Origin of the sequence: Streptomyces sp. NPDC056600, from assembly GCF_042792855.1 — a bacterium.
In the GTDB taxonomy this organism is placed as follows: Bacteria; Actinomycetota; Actinomycetes; order Streptomycetales; family Streptomycetaceae; genus Streptomyces.
On record NZ_JBHTVQ010000029.1, the window covers coordinates 14959 to 30736 of the forward strand.

Annotated in this window: 13 protein-coding genes and 3 pseudogenes; 1 reads left to right on the forward strand and 15 read right to left on the reverse strand. The window is 72.7% G+C overall.

Going from position 1 to position 15778, the window contains the following annotated elements:
• Positions 1–58 precede the first annotated feature (58 nt).
• Positions 59–1528, reverse strand: a complete 1470-nt coding sequence (locus tag ACFRAV_RS16440) for a helix-turn-helix domain-containing protein (RefSeq protein WP_382555959.1) — start codon at positions 1526–1528, stop codon at positions 59–61.
• Positions 1529–1769: 241 nt separating this feature from the next.
• On the reverse strand, positions 1770–1898 hold the full coding sequence (locus ACFRAV_RS16445) for a hypothetical protein (RefSeq protein WP_382555962.1): 129 nt from the start codon (positions 1896–1898) through the stop codon (positions 1770–1772).
• Between the two features lie 191 nt (positions 1899–2089).
• On the opposite strand from ACFRAV_RS16445, the gene ACFRAV_RS16450 reads away from it, so the two are divergent.
• The gene (locus ACFRAV_RS16450) at positions 2090–2497 is read left to right on the forward strand and encodes a CoA-binding protein (RefSeq protein WP_382555964.1); all 408 of its coding nucleotides are present in this window, start codon (positions 2090–2092) and stop codon (positions 2495–2497) included.
• Positions 2498–3246: 749 nt separating this feature from the next.
• Here the strand turns inward: ACFRAV_RS16450 and ACFRAV_RS16455 are convergent.
• From ACFRAV_RS16455 to ACFRAV_RS16515, 13 genes and pseudogenes are all read right to left on the reverse strand, one after another.
• Positions 3247–4330, reverse strand: a pseudogene (locus ACFRAV_RS16455) (integrase core domain-containing protein).
• Between the two features lie 362 nt (positions 4331–4692).
• Entirely contained in the window at positions 4693–5253 is a 561-nt protein-coding gene (locus ACFRAV_RS16460; protein WP_382555967.1) for a hypothetical protein, read from the reverse strand.
• 365 nt (positions 5254–5618) lie between these two features.
• Positions 5619–5894 (reverse strand): annotated as a pseudogene (locus ACFRAV_RS16465) (RHS repeat-associated core domain-containing protein); the annotation flags it as partial.
• A 105-nt stretch (positions 5895–5999) separates the two neighbouring features.
• Positions 6000–6575, reverse strand: a pseudogene (locus ACFRAV_RS16470) (recombinase family protein); the annotation flags it as partial.
• 1217 nt (positions 6576–7792) lie between these two features.
• The gene (locus ACFRAV_RS16475) at positions 7793–8299 is read right to left on the reverse strand and encodes a hypothetical protein (RefSeq protein ID WP_382555970.1); all 507 of its coding nucleotides are present in this window, start codon (positions 8297–8299) and stop codon (positions 7793–7795) included.
• 16 nt (positions 8300–8315) lie between these two features.
• Positions 8316–8552, reverse strand: coding sequence for a hypothetical protein (locus ACFRAV_RS16480; RefSeq protein ID WP_382555973.1), 237 nt, complete (start codon positions 8550–8552; stop codon positions 8316–8318).
• A 174-nt stretch (positions 8553–8726) separates the two neighbouring features.
• On the reverse strand, positions 8727–9470 hold the full coding sequence (locus ACFRAV_RS16485; protein WP_382555977.1) for a 4'-phosphopantetheinyl transferase family protein: 744 nt from the start codon (positions 9468–9470) through the stop codon (positions 8727–8729).
• A 7-nt stretch (positions 9471–9477) separates the two neighbouring features.
• The gene (locus ACFRAV_RS16490; RefSeq protein WP_382555979.1) at positions 9478–10824 is read right to left on the reverse strand and encodes an MFS transporter; all 1347 of its coding nucleotides are present in this window, start codon (positions 10822–10824) and stop codon (positions 9478–9480) included.
• Between the two features lie 200 nt (positions 10825–11024).
• Positions 11025–11357, reverse strand: coding sequence for a hypothetical protein (locus ACFRAV_RS16495; RefSeq protein ID WP_382555981.1), 333 nt, complete (start codon positions 11355–11357; stop codon positions 11025–11027).
• Positions 11354–12673, reverse strand: a complete 1320-nt coding sequence (locus tag ACFRAV_RS16500; protein ID WP_382555983.1) for a glutamate synthase-related protein — start codon at positions 12671–12673, stop codon at positions 11354–11356. The genes ACFRAV_RS16495 and ACFRAV_RS16500 overlap by 4 nt, the downstream gene beginning before the upstream one ends.
• Positions 12670–13674: an asparagine synthetase A gene (locus ACFRAV_RS16505; protein ID WP_382555985.1), complete on the reverse strand. Its 1005-nt coding sequence runs from the start codon at positions 13672–13674 to the stop codon at positions 12670–12672. Before ACFRAV_RS16505 ends, ACFRAV_RS16500 begins: the two co-directional genes overlap by 4 nt.
• A gap of 99 nt (positions 13675–13773) precedes the next feature.
• Positions 13774–15135, reverse strand: a complete 1362-nt coding sequence (locus ACFRAV_RS16510; protein ID WP_382555987.1) for a methylaspartate mutase — start codon at positions 15133–15135, stop codon at positions 13774–13776.
• A complete protein-coding gene (locus ACFRAV_RS16515) occupies positions 15132–15542 on the reverse strand; it encodes a cobalamin B12-binding domain-containing protein (RefSeq protein WP_382555990.1) in 411 nt (136 codons plus the stop codon). Before ACFRAV_RS16515 ends, ACFRAV_RS16510 begins: the two co-directional genes overlap by 4 nt.
• Positions 15543–15778: the final 236 nt, after the last annotated feature.

The window sequence follows — 15778 nt, forward strand, 5'->3', positions numbered from 1 at the left end:
GGGAGCGCCTCCGGATGCGCCGCCCGGTCGGCGACGCACCCGTGGCGGCCGCCTTCCGTCAGGTCCAGGGGCCGAAGGGCGGCCGCGCGGGAGCCGGGCCGAGGGTGGTGGTGCCCGGCGCCGCCCGGTGCCCGAGACCCGTGCGATAGGCGTTCAGCGCGGCGTCGGTACGACCCTCGCCGCGGTACAGGTCCCCGAGCAGCCGGCAGATGTCGGCGAGGTCGCCGGCCGCTCCGGCCGTCTCGAGCAGCGAGAGCGCGGTGACGTAGTGCCGCTCCGCCTTCTCCGGGTCGCCCCTCTCCTCGGCGATCAGCCCGAGCAGGCGGTGCGCGCCGCCGGCGTGCAGCGCTCCGCGGTCCTGCTGGAGCCCGTCCAGGAGACGCTCGAGCAGCTCCGCGGCCTCCGCCTGGTCACCCTTGCGCCGCAGGACGTCGGCCAGTTCGACCTCCACCTGCCAGACGTACAGCGTGGCCCGCTTCGACAGCAGCATGGAGCGGGCGGTGCGCAGCTCTTCCTCGGCCCGCACGAGGTCGTCGTGCTGGGCGTGGACGTAGCCGCGCATCCAGTGGCAGTGCGCCAGCTCGGTGCGGATCTGGAGCTGCTGGTAGAGCTCGGTGGCGCGCAGCAGGGAGGCCTCGGCGGCCTCGGTCCTGCCCTCGGCGATGAGCGTGCGGGCCACCGTGCGGTGCATCGACGCGACCAGGGCGGGGTCCGGCACCTCGGGGGCCAGCGCGAGGGCGACCTCGGCGGCCTGCGCGGCACGCGCGTGGGCGCCCATGTCCATGTAGGGCGCGATCGACGCGGTGTACAGCTGGAGCAGCGACCCGGGATCGTGCAGGCCCGAGGTGTTGAGCTCGTTGATCGCGCTTTCCAGCAGGTAACAGGCGTACCGCAGTTCGCCCGCCAGGTAGTGGGCGATGGCCCTGCCGCGGACGACGCGGGTGCGGGCGGGCAGCGGTTCGTCGCGCAGCTGCTCCCCGGCCGCCTCGAACCGCGCCTGGGCCTCGGCCAGTTCGCCGGTCTCCAGGGCGCACTCGCCGAGTCCCAGCAGGGCGGCGCCCCGTTCCCGGCCGAGCCCGTACTCCTCCGCCTCGGCGAGGAGCCGGCCGAACTCGGCCGCGGCGTCCTCGGCGTCGGAGGTGGCCAGGATCCGCTGGGCGTCGGCCAGCCGCATGCGCAGTGTGGCGGCGACGTGGGCGGGCCGGCCGGTGGCGAGCTCCTCGTACGTGACGCCGAGACGGTCGGCGAGGTGCCGCAGCGCGACCTCGGACGGCCGCACCTTTCCCGCCTCCAGGGTGGAGACGTAGGCGGCGGTGTACGCCGGTTCGGCAAGCTGCCGCTGGGTCAGCCCACGCTCCTTGCGCAGCCGCTTCACGCGCTCGCCGATCGCGGGAGGGAGGTCCTGGCGCAGGGCCGGATCCGGTGCCCCGGAGCCGCCCTCGATCGTCCCGACGTCTTCGGCAGCCGCCGCGCCGCCGGTCCCCGGTCTCGCTCCGCCGTCCGCCGACGCCCCGCTCGTTCCTGCCATGGCAGCCCTCTCGCTGTCTCCCGGACGAGGGCCGCCGGCCGGCCCGCGCCGACCTTCCATCCTAGCCAGCCCGTCGGCGCCGGACCCTTCGGTTCCGGCTTCCTCACCGCAGCCTGCGAGGGGTGCGGAGCGCCCCTCCCCGGTCAGGTCGCCGACCGGCGGAGCGGTTGCCCCAACGTAACTCGCCTGCTTCGGCGGGGCGTTGTGCGAAACCCTCCCATCGCCTGCGTCAAGCGACAAGTCAAGTGCACTTGAAGAAGCGCTTGATGCGGCGCGGCCGGACGGTGAGGGTCGCCCCGTTGTCGGTCGCCGCCCGTCGACCTCGCACGCACACGGTCGCGGTCAGGTCCGTGGACGCGACGTCGTCCATCCGCGACCTCCTCGGTGCTCGCCGAGGCCACCGCAAGCCTGACCTGGACCGTCGTCGCGGCCAGGCCCCAGAGCCGACCTCCTCCCACCGCGGCCGGACGCCCGCCCCGGGAATGCGACGGGGCCGACGGACGTTGTTCACCGTCCGAGCGTCGGTCGACGTCGGTCGACGTCGGTTACAGGGAGGCCGGGATGGACAGCCAGTCGGAGTCGGTGCGGAAGATCCTCACGGAGCTCGGTGAGACCTGGGCGGTGGTCGGCCTGTCCGCCAACGAGGCCCGCGCGGCCTACGGCGTCGCGGCGACGCTGCAGCGCCACGGCAAGCGGATCGTCCCCGTCCACCCGAAGGCGGAGACGGTGCACGGGGAGCAGGGGTACCCCTCCCTCGACGCCATCCCCTTCGACGTCGACGTGGTCGACGTCTTCGTCCGCTCCGACCTGGCCGGGGAGGTCGCCGACGAGGCGGTCGCGATCGGGGCCAAGGCGGTGTGGTTCCAGCTCGGCGTCGTCGACGAGGCGGCGTACGACCGGGTGCGGGCGGCCGGTCTGGAGATGGTGATGGACCGGTGCCCGGCGATTGAATATAAGTCCCTAAGTTAGACGGTTCCCGGGAAGAGCGGTAGTCCTACGCCCATTCGGGCTATGAGAGCTTCTCGCTGACGATTACCGCAGGTCGGTGGTAGGCGACCAGCCGGCCGTCTTCTGTCGGGTGCTCTTCCCGGACCAGTCTGAGCTGACAATGGCATGTGCGGGTCGGCGAGTTCGCGAGTTCGGCACGCAGATGTGGGATGGAAGCAGCGAAATCCCACGACGAGGAGAGGACTACGAAGCGCCCCAAAGCGGGGGCCTCCGCGAGGCGGAAGCCGACTTCGCATGTGGGCACAGGCCCGCGACCCAATTGTGCCGCTTCTCTCCGCTCGCGCCAGTAGGCAGTGCACCGACACTGTGCCCCGTCGTCTCCGTGAGGGCGGGGGAGCAGGTCGTTGACGTCGGTGAGGTCAGCGCCGTCCATGATCACACCCACGTCGTCGTACACCGTGACTGCAGTCTCGGAAGCGGTGCGTTCCCCGCCCAGGACGTGCGCGACGCGCGCTGCAACTTGATTGTCGGCGCAGCGGACCACCCACCCGCAGCGCCCACGATTTCTGACTCGTGAGAGGAATTTGCCGGCAGGCTCATTCCTCTCGATTGCTGCTGCGCTCCACTGCTGTGGGGTTGGGGTCGATTTGTCGTACGGTGGGGCCGGGCTGTCCTCATTGATTTCTCGTGGCATTTTCAGATTTGGCCTGACTGCAGGGTTTCTCTGATCGTGCTGACGTTGTAGGTGCCGAGAACCACGTCCATCCAGGTCACGCGGCATTTCGGTATTCATGGAGAATGCCGTCGAGACGGTCGCGTCTGCGGATGTCGAGGTGGACGAGTGCGTCGGGTTCGAGTGGTTCCGGGAGTGGGCGTAGGGGAGCGGCGGCTGTGAGGGACCGGTGGGGTCGGTGCTGGTTGTAGAACTCCTCGTACTCGCCCAAGGCGTGTACGAGGTGGGCTTGGTTCCAGATGAGCGTGCGGTCGAGGAGTTCGCTTCTGCAGGATCGGATCCATCGCTCCATGAGCGCGTTCATGCGGGGCATCCTCACCCCGGTTTGATCGACCTCAATGCCCTCGCCGGCGAGCACGGCGTCGAACCCTGCCGGGTAACGCGCGTCGCGGTCCCGGATCAGGTATTTGATCTCCACTCCGGCGTCCTTGAGGTCCATGACGAGATTCCGGGCGACCTGAGTGACCCAGGCCGCGGAGGGGTGAGCGGTGACCCCGAGGATGCGGACGCGTCGGGTGGCGTGTTCGATTGCTGCCGGCACGGTCAGGGTCGTGCCGGAGAGGGCCTTGGTCTCGAAGAAGTCGGCGGCCAGGATGGCTTCGGCCTGGGAGCGGAGGAAGGCGGCCCAGGTGGTGTGCGGCCTGGTGCGGGTGGGATGCCGTGTTCCTTGAGGATGCTCCATACGGTGGAGGCAGCGACCTTGATACCGAGGGCGGCGAGTTCGCCGTGTACGCGCCTGTATCCCCAGTCGGGGTTTTCCCTCACGAGGCGTAGGACCAGGACGCGAATGGAGCGCACGGTGCGGGGCCGTCCCGGCCGCTTGGGGCGGGAAGCCCTGGCGTGTCGGCGACGCAGGAGTTCGCGGTGCCAGCGCAACAGGGTGTTGGGTGAGCGACCAGGTGGAGCCGGTGAAGCCGTGCCCGGGGCAGGCGGTGCAGCAGCGCGGCGAGTATCGCCCGTTCAGGCCAGGTCAGCCGGGGCTTGCCCGCCTGACGCCGCAGTGCGGCGAGTTGGTGGCGGATTGCAAGGATCTCCAGATTCTTCGCCCGATCCCTCGTGGGCAACAGGCACATGAGGCTGAAGAGGGTCGACACGGCGAGGTAGAGCAGTCGTAACACCACAACGCGACATCTTCTCAGCCGACCGAAGCTGCTCCAACCAGTGCTTCCCTGCGCTACGAGACGGGTTGGCAGGCTGGGGACCGCTGACCTCCGATCGGGCTGTGAGCAGCGCGGATGCAATATCCGGCACGTACACGGTCCGCGGGCAGCCCGGGCGCCTGGGCCGGCACGGTACCGCGTGCTGCAGGGCGACCAGGTCACGATGCCAACGCATGACCGTCTCGGGGCGCGCGAGGAGCCGTAGCCGGCGCAGCCTCTCCATCGGGTCTCACGCGCATACCGTCGTCGACGGAGGAAGCCGGCACCCAGGCGCTGGAGCCGCACCGCGCCGCACGGCCGGTCCGGCCCTCCAGACCCGGGCGTCAGGGCAGCATGTGGCCCTCCTCCCTCACCTCTTCGGCCTCCTCCAGCGCGTCGGCGGCCACCCGGCGCAGTTCCGGGTCGAGTTTCGCGACGGCATCCCGGAGGAAGACGACCACCGCCTCCGAGGCATCCGCGAGTTGGGGGATCAAGTAGCAGACCTCGCGGAAGAGGTCGGCGTCCGTGCCGTCGGCCTGCTCCAGCAGGTGGGGGAGCACGGAGAGGATCTCGTGCCTGCAGTACTCCGCGACGTCCACGCTGCCGTCCTCCGACGCCGCTCGCGCAAGCGCGTTCCTGGCGTTCAGGACGGATTCGAGGAGGCTCACCGCCTCCGGTGTCACAGGCGCCCCGGACCTGACCGCACTCGTCAGAGCGTCGACGCAGGGAGCGGCGGCGCTGTACAGGTGCCCCTGGTTGGCGACCTCGCAATACAGGACGCGGCCGGCCTTGGACCTCTCGTCCCGGTCCGGCCCGAGCAGGACCTCGAGATACCGCCGGAGCTCGGCCGCCGGAACGCTCAGCGATTCCAGGGAGGCCCAATCCCACGTCCGCGAGAACTTCATTACGGATCACTCTCCCATGTCGTTCCAGGAGCGAACTGCTCCCGCGAGGTACGGCCTTCACACCGCACACATACCGGCTCAGGCACCCGTTTCAGAGGTCTCAGGGGTACGCTGTAGATGATATCTTCCGGTCGCGCCCCCTTCCGGACGAGTTCCTCCCGCACCAGATCTTCCGCGCAGAAGTCACCGGCTCCGGTCTTCTTGAGACCCACCGCGACCTCTCCGGTGCGGATGTCGACGCCCGCGGACCCCATTGCGTATTCCCTGATCTTGGTACGGGACATCGTTTCGTGCATCTCGTCGAGTTTGTCCGAGAGGGCCTGGTTCGCCTTGGTCGACGCCTCGTCGTAGGTGAGCCGGCGAGGGTACGGGGAGAGGCCGAGCGGGTCGCTCGCACTGTACGGATTGTCGACGTACGTGACAGGGTTGGGCGCCGGATCGATTCCCAGAGGGTCCGGTGACGCGTACCGCCCGGTGTCCGGGTCGTAGTGGCGGAAGACGCTGTAGTGAAAACCGGTCTCCGGATCGTAGTACTGACCGGGGAGGCGCAGAGGGGTGTAGGCCGTGCTGTTCCTCGCCCAGGCAGTGGAGCCCCAGAGTGTGCTCCGGGTGCGCCAGGCGATGTCGCCCGGCTCCGCGATCCGTCGAGCAAGCGGAAATTCCTCGGGATCGGGGCCGATCTTGCCGTCGTCCAGGATCTGTAGCCCGAAGGGTGGGCGGCCCCCCGGGGCGCGCCCGAGGACACGGTGTGCGTCCAGACCGACCTTCACGCGGAGGGCGATGTCCTTCGCTTCGTCCCGGGCGCGTTCGGAAAGAATCGCGAAGACGATGCGGCCGCCCTTGGAGCTGTCCAGTCCTTCCGCGATGGAGACGAGACGGGACCGTCGGCGGTCCAGCTCATCGAGCAGTTGCCCGACAGCCCCCATGCCGCGTCTGTCGAGACGGTCGGTCTTCCAGACAGCCAAGGTCTTGGAATGGCCGGCCAGTACCGCTTCCTTCGCTTTCTCAAATTCGTCGCGCCGGACGTGAATCTTGCTGGCGCTCCGTTGTTCGAACCAGACGTGCCGGATTGACAGTCCTTCCGCACAGCACCATCTACCGATGTCCTTCAGGTGGGCCCGCAGGGTGGCCAGGTCCTCGCGCTTCTTCGATCGGCGGATGTATGCGTCGACCAAGATCCCGGGATCCCCGTTGGGAACCCGGTCCAGCCCCATGTCGGCCAGTTCGTCTGCGCTGAAGCCCAGCGCCGTCAAAGCGGCCTGATCCGCTCTCGCCACTACGATCACACCCACGGTAGAGACTTGGATCACCGTGGATGACATGGGGATTTACTCCACCGCACCCCGGCGATTGAGTACCAGTCCCTGAAGAGCTCGTAACACGATCTTGTTGAACGGTCCTGACAGGCTGTGACCGGTGTGACGATTCGGCCGTTCGGGATGGTGTGGACTGCCCGGCCGTGGATCGTGGACGATGGCCTGTGGGCGAGCCACTCCTTCCGCGTCGGCCCGAGAAGGCTCCCGGCCCGCAGCCGGTACCGGACCGGCCGGGTCACCCCCCGCCGCCCCGAGGCCCTGCTCGGCGACAAGGGTGACGACTCCGTCCCCAACCGCCGCGATCCGCGCAAGCGCCGGATCCTGCCGATCATCTCCCGCAAGGGTCGGCAAGCTCCGCCATGTCGTGGAACAGCCCTTCGCCCTGCGCCATCAGGTCAAGTGCCTGGCCGTCCGCTGGGAGCGCCGCACCGAACCGGACGACACCGGTGTCCCCGTCGCCTGCAGCCTCTTCGCTGGAGACGCCTCGAGAACGGCTCCCGGAGCCGGGGCCCCGATGGGACTATCCGTGTGTGTCAGAGGGACTCGCGCGTTGGTGCAGGGGTCGCCTGGCAGCGCACCCGATGCCCGCAGTTCCGCGAGGAAACCGGGGAGCAGCGACTCCAGGGACGCCTGCCCGCCAGCAGGACTTGGGGACGGCGGGCGCCGCGGCCCCCCCTCGTGCCGCGGCGCCCGGTACCGGCCGGGAACCGGTCCCGTTCGACGACGGTATCTCGCCGCCCGGGTGATTTGGCAGGTTTTCAGGTGTTGCTCCTCCCCTTGGCGCGGCTCCCCGGCCCCGAACGCAAGCAGATCATCGACGCGTCCAACAAGGAAGTGTTCGGCCACCTGGAGGACCCGCGTCTTTGCGACCGCATGCGTACACGCGACCCCGGGTTCCGCGGCCGGCTGCGCTTGTGGGTGGAGCTGAAAACGCCCGTGGAGGGGCAGCGCCGGCCTCTCGGCGCGTCCATCTGGTGGGCGCGAGGCGCGTCGTGGAGGCCGTCACCGAGGCCAGGAGGCGCGGGATGCCCCCGGAAGGGCGGGCGGCGGCCGAGGTGGTGGCCGGGCTCTTCGGCGACACCGACCGGGCCGCCGTGCTGCGCAACCTGGAGGCCGGGATCGAGGCCGGCGCGGAGCACTTCCACCGCCTCGTCGCCCGGGGGCGAGGGCGTCCCACCGCCCCCGGGGGGCACCGTCAGCACGACGGTGCCCCCGGAGGAGGGTCAGCCCCCGGCCCCCGCTGCGGTGGCCCCGGCTGCGGTGGCCCCGGCCCGGTTCGCCGCGATCCACTCGTCCAGTTGTTCCCGGGTGGTCGACGGGTCGGCGACGAGTTCACCGAGGCGGTCGCCGGCGAGGTGGAGGGTGGAGACCGCCGGGCAGCGGCGGCACGCCTCCACACCCGTCTGGCTCCACCACTGGCACTGCGCCCGCAGGTGACACCGTGGCACAGCGGTCGCGGTCGCTGCCGGGGCGGCCAGGACCCGTTCGACCAGGGTGCAGTCGTCCCCACGGCGGTTCACGCAGTTCGAGGCGCAGTGCGAGGCGAACCGCAGGACGCGGCGCGGCTCGACGCCCTCGGGCACCATGCCGAGGACCTGGGACGCCGGCACCGGGTCGGCCAGGTAGACGACGCCGCCGTCCTGCCCCGACCTGACGCCCAGGGCGACGGCCTCCGGGGCGTGGGGGTCCCCGCTGGGGCACCAGGTCCGTGATGACTTCCGCTCTGCCACGGCGATCACCTCCCGGTCAGACGGAGCTGGTCACGTCGGCGGCCTTGCCGATGGGGTCGGTGCCCAGCGCGGCCCCGGCGGCCGTCTCCTGCTCGTGGGCGGCGGCTCGCAGGATGCTCTCCTGCAGCTGCTGGACCGAGGTGATCCGTCCGGGCTGCGCCTCGGCTGCGGACGCGGTCTGTCCCGAGGCGAGGGCGGCGGCGAACAGGGCCGCGGTGCCGACGACCGCGGCGCGGGTGGTCCTCTTGCTCATCTGCGCTCCTTGAGTGCTGGGTGTGGTGTGGTGTGGTGGGTTGCCGGTGGGCGGAGCCGTCGGCCCCCGGAGGGCGGCCGGCGGTGTCACCAGGCTGGCGGAGGCGCCCCGGGGCGGGCGGCAGTCGACGGGGCAGTCCGGCGGCGGGACGGGAGCCGCCGGGCTGCCGGTGGGTCACAGCCGGACGGCGACGGCGGCGCAGTGCCCGGCGGGGACCGCGACGTCGGCCAGCAGCCAGCCGACAGGGGCGGCGGGCTGCCGGCCCGCGCCGACGCGGGTGCCGGCGGGATCGTCGCCCAGGCCGACGCCGAGACCTTTGAGGTATGCCTCCTTCCTGGTCCACACGCGGGTGAACGCGTCGGGGCGGAGTTCCGGCGCCAGAGAGGCCAGCTCCGCCGACTCGGCCGGGTGCAGGACGTCCGCGGCCTCCGACACGGTGTCGGGGTGCGGTACCGGCTCGATGTCCACGCCGACCGGGGTGGGGGCGAGGGCGATGAGGCTCAGCCCTTCGCAGTGGGACAGCGAGAAGTGCAGCCGTCCGTCCGGGAGCACGGGACGTCCGTGGGGTGCCCCGCAGCAGGGGCAGGGGGCGCGGGCCAGCGGCACCTTGCTCGGCGCGACGCCGAGGTGGGAGCCGAGCAGGCGGCGCAGCCCGACGTGCGCGCACAGGTAGGTGGCGCGGTCGGCGGGCCGGCGCAGCTCCGCGGCCCTGGCGAGCTCGGCCGGCTCGAGGACGAGCGGCGCGTGGCGTGCGGCAGCCGCCTCGTGGACGGCGGTGGTCACCAGCCACAGCTGGGGGCGGCCGACGGGCGGGCGGACGGGCCTGGGCAGGGGGGCGGGGAGGGGCGGCAGGGGCTCGGGGAGCAACGCGGCGACCCCGGGCGGGGCGGGCGTCACACGGTGGTCAAGGAGGGACATGTCTGCCTCACACGGAAGTGGCGGTGGGCTCCGGTGCTGTCCGGGTGCGGTCGGAGGGGGGCGCCGTCAAGGGCGCTTCGGCGGGGGCCTCGACGGGCACCGCGGCGGGTGCTTCGACGGGCGCCGCGGCGGGGGCCTCGGCGGGCGTCACGGGGCTGCGGAAGGCGCGGGCGACGGCGATCGGGGAGAAGGCGACGAGGCCGGCGCACACCAGCCACGTCCGGGTCGGTCCGAGCTGGGTGGAGACGGAGGAGAACAGGGCCAGGGACAAGGGCGCGGCGCCGATGCCGGAGAGGGTGAAGGTGGACATCGCGACGCCCATCCGACCCCGCGGAACGGCCTGCTGGTAGGCGGTCACCAGGGCGGGGCCGTTGAGGCCGGAGCAGAGGCCGACCGCGCAGGCGGTACCGGCCAGGACGGCGGGCGACGGGACGAGAGCCATGGCGGCCATGCCGCCGGCGAGACCGAAGCCGGTCACCACGAGCTTCGCGAGCGCGGGGATGCGATGGGCCAGGGCCGCGCCGACGGCCGCGGAGGCCAGGGCGCCGGCGCTGAAGGCGGACAGGACCAGGGCCACGGCTCCGACGCCCCATCCCTCCGAGTGGGCCCGCATGGGGAGACCGACCTCCGCGGGCCACAGGAAGGCGACGTCGATGCAGAAGCAGGCGACGAACATCCAGCGCAGCCGCGGGTGGGAGGCCAGGAGGCGGAAGCCGTCGCCGGAACGGCGCAGCAGGGAGGGGCCGCCGGGGACGGGTTCCGGCTTGGCCATGCCGTGCGTGACGTGGGCGGCGCACAGCAGCCAGATCGCACAGCACACGGCGGCGACCGTCATCGCCGCGGGCAGCTCGCCCACGGTGACCAGCCAGGCGCCGAGGGGGGTCCCGGCGATCGGGGCGAGGCGCAGCACCATGGAGAAGAGCGAGTTGGCGCGGCCGAGCTGCTCCTCGGGGGCGAGGCGGGGCAGCAGGACGCCGGAGGCGGAGCCGGTCAGACCCAGGAGCGTGCCTTCGACGAGGGCGATGGCGACCAGGGGCCACAGGGTGTCGGTGGTCATGGTGACCAGGGCGCCGACGGCGAGGACGGCGACGCGGGCGCCGGTGGCCGGCAGCAGGAGGGCGCGGGGACCCAGGACGTCGGTGAGGGCGCCTCCGAAGAGGAGGGTGAGGACGCGGGGCAGGGTGGCGGCCAGGGTCACCAGGGTGACGGCTCCGGATCCGCCGAGCTGGACGGCGGTCCAGCTCATGGCGATGAGCAGGGCGTAGCTTCCGCCCTGCACGGCGGCCTGGCCTGCCACCAGGCTGCTGATGCGGGGCCAGTCGACTCGGGGCGGGGTGTCGGAGGTGGTCGTCATGGGTCCGGCTTCCTGTGGGCTGTCGGGTCGGAGGACTGGAGAGGGTGCGAGGGCGAGGCGGAGGGACGAGCGGGCAGGCGGGCCCGGGGGAGCCGTCCCGGCCCGCGGCGCCGGACTCGGCGCCGCGGGCGAAGGGGACGAGGCGTGAGCGGCGGCGGGACGGAGCCGTGGCGGCACGGGAGCGAGCCGGGATGGCCGGGTCAGGCGGGTGGGCGGACGCGGACGCGGACGTCGGCGGTGCCGCCGCGCAGGGCGGTGCGGACGGCGAGGGAGACGGCGCGGTCGGCGGCCCGGCGAACGGCTCGTCGCCGGCGTGGGCCGGGTGCGGCCGGCGCCGGGGCGCGCAGTTCGAGGCGGCCCCCGATGTGGCCACGGCCGGCCTGGACGAGGGCCCGTTGGGCGGTGCCACGGGCCGCGACGGCGAGGGCGTCCTCGCCGGTGGCCGTGCGCGGGGACGAGGTGACGGTGACACCGGGGGTCTCGTGGACGGAGAAGCGGACGTGGACGGTTCCGCGGCGGCGACGGCGGATCACGGCGTGCCCCCCGGCCCGCCGGTCGTGACGCCGGTCCGGGCGCCGGCCGGCTGTGCCGGGGCCGCGGTCGCCGCGGGGTCGCCGGGCCACCACAGGTCGTCGGCGTCCAGACCGGTGACGGTGTATTTGCCGAGGGCGCTGACCAGCAGCCGCAGTTCGAGGGCGATGCTGTCGACGAGGCGCTCGAGGCCGTGCTCGGGGTCCTCGTCGACCGCGATCAGGGCGGCGCGGCCGAGTCCGACGGCGGTGACGCCGAGGGCGAGGGCGCGCAGGACGCGGCCGCCCTCCCACATGCCGCCGCCGGCCAGGAGGCACCCGTCGGGGCGGCCGACGCGGCGCAGGCATTCGGCGAGGGGCAGTCCCACCTGGTCGAGGAAGACGCCGGGGGCCCATCCGGTGCCGCCCTCGGCGCCGTCGATGGTGACGGCGTCGGCGCCGGCTGCCCAGGCGGTGCGTGCGGCGTGCGCGATGTCGCGGCCAGGGTGGAACTTCACCCAGGTGCGGGCCCTGGGGAAGTTGTTGCGCATGAAGCGGAGCTGCTGGCGGAGGATCTCGTCGGTGAAGGTGCCAGGGGTGGCGCAGCGCAGCCGGTGGTCGGCGTCGGGGCCGAAGACCTCCCGGACGGTGAAGCGGCGGGCGAGCCGTGCGGCCTCCTCGCGTCCGACGACGGTCATGCCGCCGAGGCCGGGTTTGGCGCCCTGACCGGTCTTCAGTTCGAAGGCGAGGCGGCCGGTCTCCAGGAGGTGCCGGGTGGCGGGGTCGCTGTAGAGGAGGTTCCAGACCTCGGAGTCGGCGTCCTCGGTGGACTGCTGGACGATCACGCCGCCGGTGTCCTCGGGGGAGGCCTCCAGGTAGGCCTCGACGCGGGCGAGGAGCGCGGAGCGGGTGGTGTCGTCGGCGCGGCGGTAGCCGTGCACGGGGATCATGTTCTCCCCGATGACCATGGGGATGCCGAGCCGCGCGGCCTGCCGGCTCGCGTGGAGGGCGAGGTCGCCGCTTCCGGCCCGGGTGGAACCGAAGGCGGACAGGTACAGGGGGAGCCGGGCGGTGAGGCCGCCGGCGCGGGTGGTGAGGTCGACGTCGCCGAACTCGGGTTCGCGGGCGAGGTCGATCAGCTTCTCGAGCCGCTGGGGCATGAACACGGGCGGGACGATGCGTGCCCGGTCGAGATCGTCCTGCGGCGGGGCGACGGCCGGCGAGGGGCCGAAGAGCCGGGCGCCGTACGTGGCGGGGTCGGGGAAGACCGCGGCGGTGCCGTGGCGTGCGCGGGCACGGACCTGTTCCTCGGGGAAGCCGGGTGCGGCGAGGGCGTTCACGGGGTCACCGCCCCGGGGAGCTTGGGGTAGGCGCTGACCTGCCAGAGGGCGTCGAGGCCGGTGAGGAAGCGGACCAGGCGCTGCAGCCCCATCCCGAAGCCGGCACTGGCCGGGATGCCGTCGCGGGCCTCCCTGAGGTACCAGGCGTACTTGGCGGGGTTCTCGCCGCTCTCCCGCATGCGGGTGACGATGGTGGCGTAGTCGGACTCGCGCTCGCTGCCGGAGACGAGTTCGCCGTAGCCGTGGGGGGCGATCAGGTCGAAGTTGCGCAGGACGCCCGGGTTGTCCGGGTCCTCGCGGTCGTAGAAGCCGCGGGACCCCTTGGGGTAGTCGTTGACGAAGAAGGCGCGGTCGCTCTCCAGCGACAGCAGGCGTTCACCGGTCCAGTCGATCTCGCCGTCGGGGTTCTGCGGGTGACCTGCGGCGAGGAGGCGGCGCACGGCCTCCTCGTGGGTGCAGACGTCGTACTTGCCGCCGCGGATGTCCGCGAAGTCCTCCTCCCTGCGCCCGAGTTCGTTCAGCAGGCCGGGGACGGCGGTCCATACGCGCTCGGCGACGTGGGTGAGCAGACCGGCGGCGATCTCCTGGGCCTCCTCGCGGGTCGCGTCGGCGATCTCCACGTCGATCTGGTGGAACTCGACGAGGTGGCGGCCGGTGGTGGCGGTCTCCTCGGGCTCCACGCGGACGTTGGGGGCGATGTAGAAGAGCTTGGGGAAGCCGCGCAGCGACGCCTGCTTGTAAAGGATGGCGCTGGTCATCAGCTTGTAGGGGTGGCCGTAGTAGTCGACGTCCAGGGCCTTGGCGCCGCGGCCTCCGGGGTCGGTGACCGGTCCTACGAGCGGGGGCAGGAGTTCGGTGAAGTCCTCGCCGCGCAGGAAGTCCCGGGCCGCCTGCAGGGCTTCCTGCTGGACCAGCATGGCGGCGCGCAGCCGGGGTGAGCGGAGGTGTTCGCCGAGCGGCGGCGGTGTGCCCGGTGCGTCGGCGCGGACGGTGCGGTCCATGACAGGACTCCTTCACGAGACGGGACGAGAGCGAAAGCGAGGGCGGGGCGGGACAGGGTCAGGGGCAGGGCGACAACGAGGGGAGGAACGGGCCGAGGGCTACGTGACGGTGGTCGGGGCCGGCGGCCGGACGGTGAGGCGGTCGGCAGGGGGGCGGTCGGCAGGGGGGCGGCCGTGGCCGCCCTCGGGGTGCGGGGGCGGGGAGTCGTAGCGGCGGGCGACGTGGTGGAGGGCGGCGAGGAGACCGTCGGCGGTGAGGGGCGCGGCGGTCGTGGCGTCGGCGCCTATCGGCATGCCACCGGTGGCGGCCCAGCGGAGCCGGCCGGTGGGGTCGACCAGGCCGCGGGAGCGGCCGGGGTTGTCGGGGTGCAGGCAGAACGGAACGTCCAGCAGGCCGCGTTCGAAGGCGGCGGGCAGGGCACGGGAGAGGTCGGGATCGAGTTCCAGGACGGTCTCGATCAGGGTCCGGGCCTCCGCGAGGACCTCACCGTGCTCGGCGTCGGGGCCGGCGGGTCCGTCGTGGGCGGAGGAGGGCCCGGCGAGCGCGGCGGCCGCGGCGGCGGTCTCCAGGGCGCGGACGTTCTCCTCCACCGTGGGGATGCGGTGGGCCTCGGCGGTGGTCTTGACGATCAGCCGGCCGGCCCCGGAGCGCACCGCGAGGCGGGCGGACGCCTCCAGGAGACGGGTCGCGCCGTGCGGGGTGCGCGGATAGACGCCCATGTAGGTGTAGAGCACGACGTGGTGGTCCACGCCCGCGGGCAGGAACTCGGCGGCGAGCCGGCGCAGCGCGCGGACCGCCTCCTCGTCCTGGCCAGGGTGGGTCTGCTGGGCGTAGCTGAGGGAGACGCTGCGGATCCCGTGCTGGACGAAGAACAGGCACTCCAGGACGCTCAGGGCGACGAGGAGGCCGGGTGGGCACAGCTGGCCGAGCAGGCAGCCGCCGAAGCTCTCCACGTGCGGGACGGCGCCCGGGCGGGCGGCGCCGGCCAGCAGCTCGCAGGCGCGGGCCCAGGCGGCGACGGACCGGCGCAGGGGGGTGCGTCCGTAGGGCAGGCAGTAGGAGACGGGACCGCCCTCGGTGGCGTCCAGACCGGCCGCGGTGAGCGCGCGGACGATGGCCTCGGGCCGGGCGGAGCCGTGCCGGACCTGGACGGGGAAGCCGTCGTCGGCCACTCCTTCGAGGAGGGCGCGGGTGACGGCGGCCGGGTGGGTGGCGATCGGGTAGCCGTTGAGGCGGGCTCCGTCGGCGACCGCCGCGCGAGCGGCCGCCAGGTCGCCGACGCGGGTGTAGCTGTCGACGGTGAGGGTGCCCGCGGTGGTGGCGGTGGCGGCCCGGGTCCTCTCGAGGCCGTCCCGCATCAGGCGGGGGTCCCCGAACCCCATGCGGGGCTGGACGACGAGCCGGCCGGCGTCCGCGGAGGCGGCGACGAAGGCGCCGAAGGGCACGTGGCGGGCGGTCATGCCGGCACCCCGCCGTGGACGCGGGCGGCGAGGAATCCGCGCAGGGCGTCCAGGTCGTCGCCGAGGACGGCGTCGCAGCCGGCCCGCAGCAGGCGTGCCGTCTCCGCCTCCTGCGGGCGGCCGGCGACGCCCAGCTTGCCGCCGATCACCACCGGCACGGCGGCGAGGGCGGGCTCGGCGCGCAGCCGGCGGACGGCGGCGAGACCGTCGCGGTAGCCGTGCCCGTTGACGCTGCTGAGCACCACCGCGTCGGGAGCGTGTCGCCGGCAGGCGTCGGCCAGTTCCTCGGCCTCCACGCAGGGGCCGAGTCCGACGACCTCGTGGCCCAGCTCGCCGAGGAAGAGCTGGAGATGCACGAGATTCCAGGTGTGGGAATCCGAAGCGGTTCCGCTCAGGAGTATCTTCATGCCTTCGAGAGTAGATTTCCCGGGATTCCGGAAGGGGAAGCGGGGGCGGCAGCAGTGACCGGCAGTTTCTCTCCCGCTTTTCCCTCCCGCATTCCCGCGAGGGAAAAGCGGGAGGCGGTGGAGTGGGAAAAGGGAGAAGCGGGGGGGGCCGGGGGGGGGGGGGGGGGCGGGGCGGGGGGGGGGGTGAAGGTGGGGGGGCGGACCGGGGGGGCCCGCGGGGTGAGGGGTTGGTGGGG

Bases quoted from the DNA above. Each gene is read 5' to 3' on its own strand.
- ACFRAV_RS16440 (WP_382555959.1), bottom strand. From the start codon at position 1,528: ATGGCAGGAACGAGCGGGGCGTCGGCGGACGGCGGAGCGAGACCGGGG.
- ACFRAV_RS16445 (WP_382555962.1), bottom strand. From the start codon at position 1,898: ATGGACGACGTCGCGTCCACGGACCTGACCGCGACCGTGTGCGTGCGA.
- ACFRAV_RS16450 (WP_382555964.1), top strand. From the start codon at position 2,090: ATGGACAGCCAGTCGGAGTCGGTGCGGAAGATCCTCACGGAGCTCGGT.
- ACFRAV_RS16460 (WP_382555967.1), bottom strand. From the start codon at position 5,253: ATGAAGTTCTCGCGGACGTGGGATTGGGCCTCCCTGGAATCGCTGAGC.
- ACFRAV_RS16480 (WP_382555973.1), bottom strand. From the start codon at position 8,552: ATGAGCAAGAGGACCACCCGCGCCGCGGTCGTCGGCACCGCGGCCCTG.
- ACFRAV_RS16485 (WP_382555977.1), bottom strand. From the start codon at position 9,470: ATGTCCCTCCTTGACCACCGTGTGACGCCCGCCCCGCCCGGGGTCGCC.
- ACFRAV_RS16490 (WP_382555979.1), bottom strand. From the start codon at position 10,824: ATGACGACCACCTCCGACACCCCGCCCCGAGTCGACTGGCCCCGCATC.
- ACFRAV_RS16505 (WP_382555985.1), bottom strand. From the start codon at position 13,674: ATGGACCGCACCGTCCGCGCCGACGCACCGGGCACACCGCCGCCGCTC.
- ACFRAV_RS16510 (WP_382555987.1), bottom strand. From the start codon at position 15,135: ATGACCGCCCGCCACGTGCCCTTCGGCGCCTTCGTCGCCGCCTCCGCG.
- ACFRAV_RS16515 (WP_382555990.1), bottom strand. From the start codon at position 15,542: ATGAAGATACTCCTGAGCGGAACCGCTTCGGATTCCCACACCTGGAAT.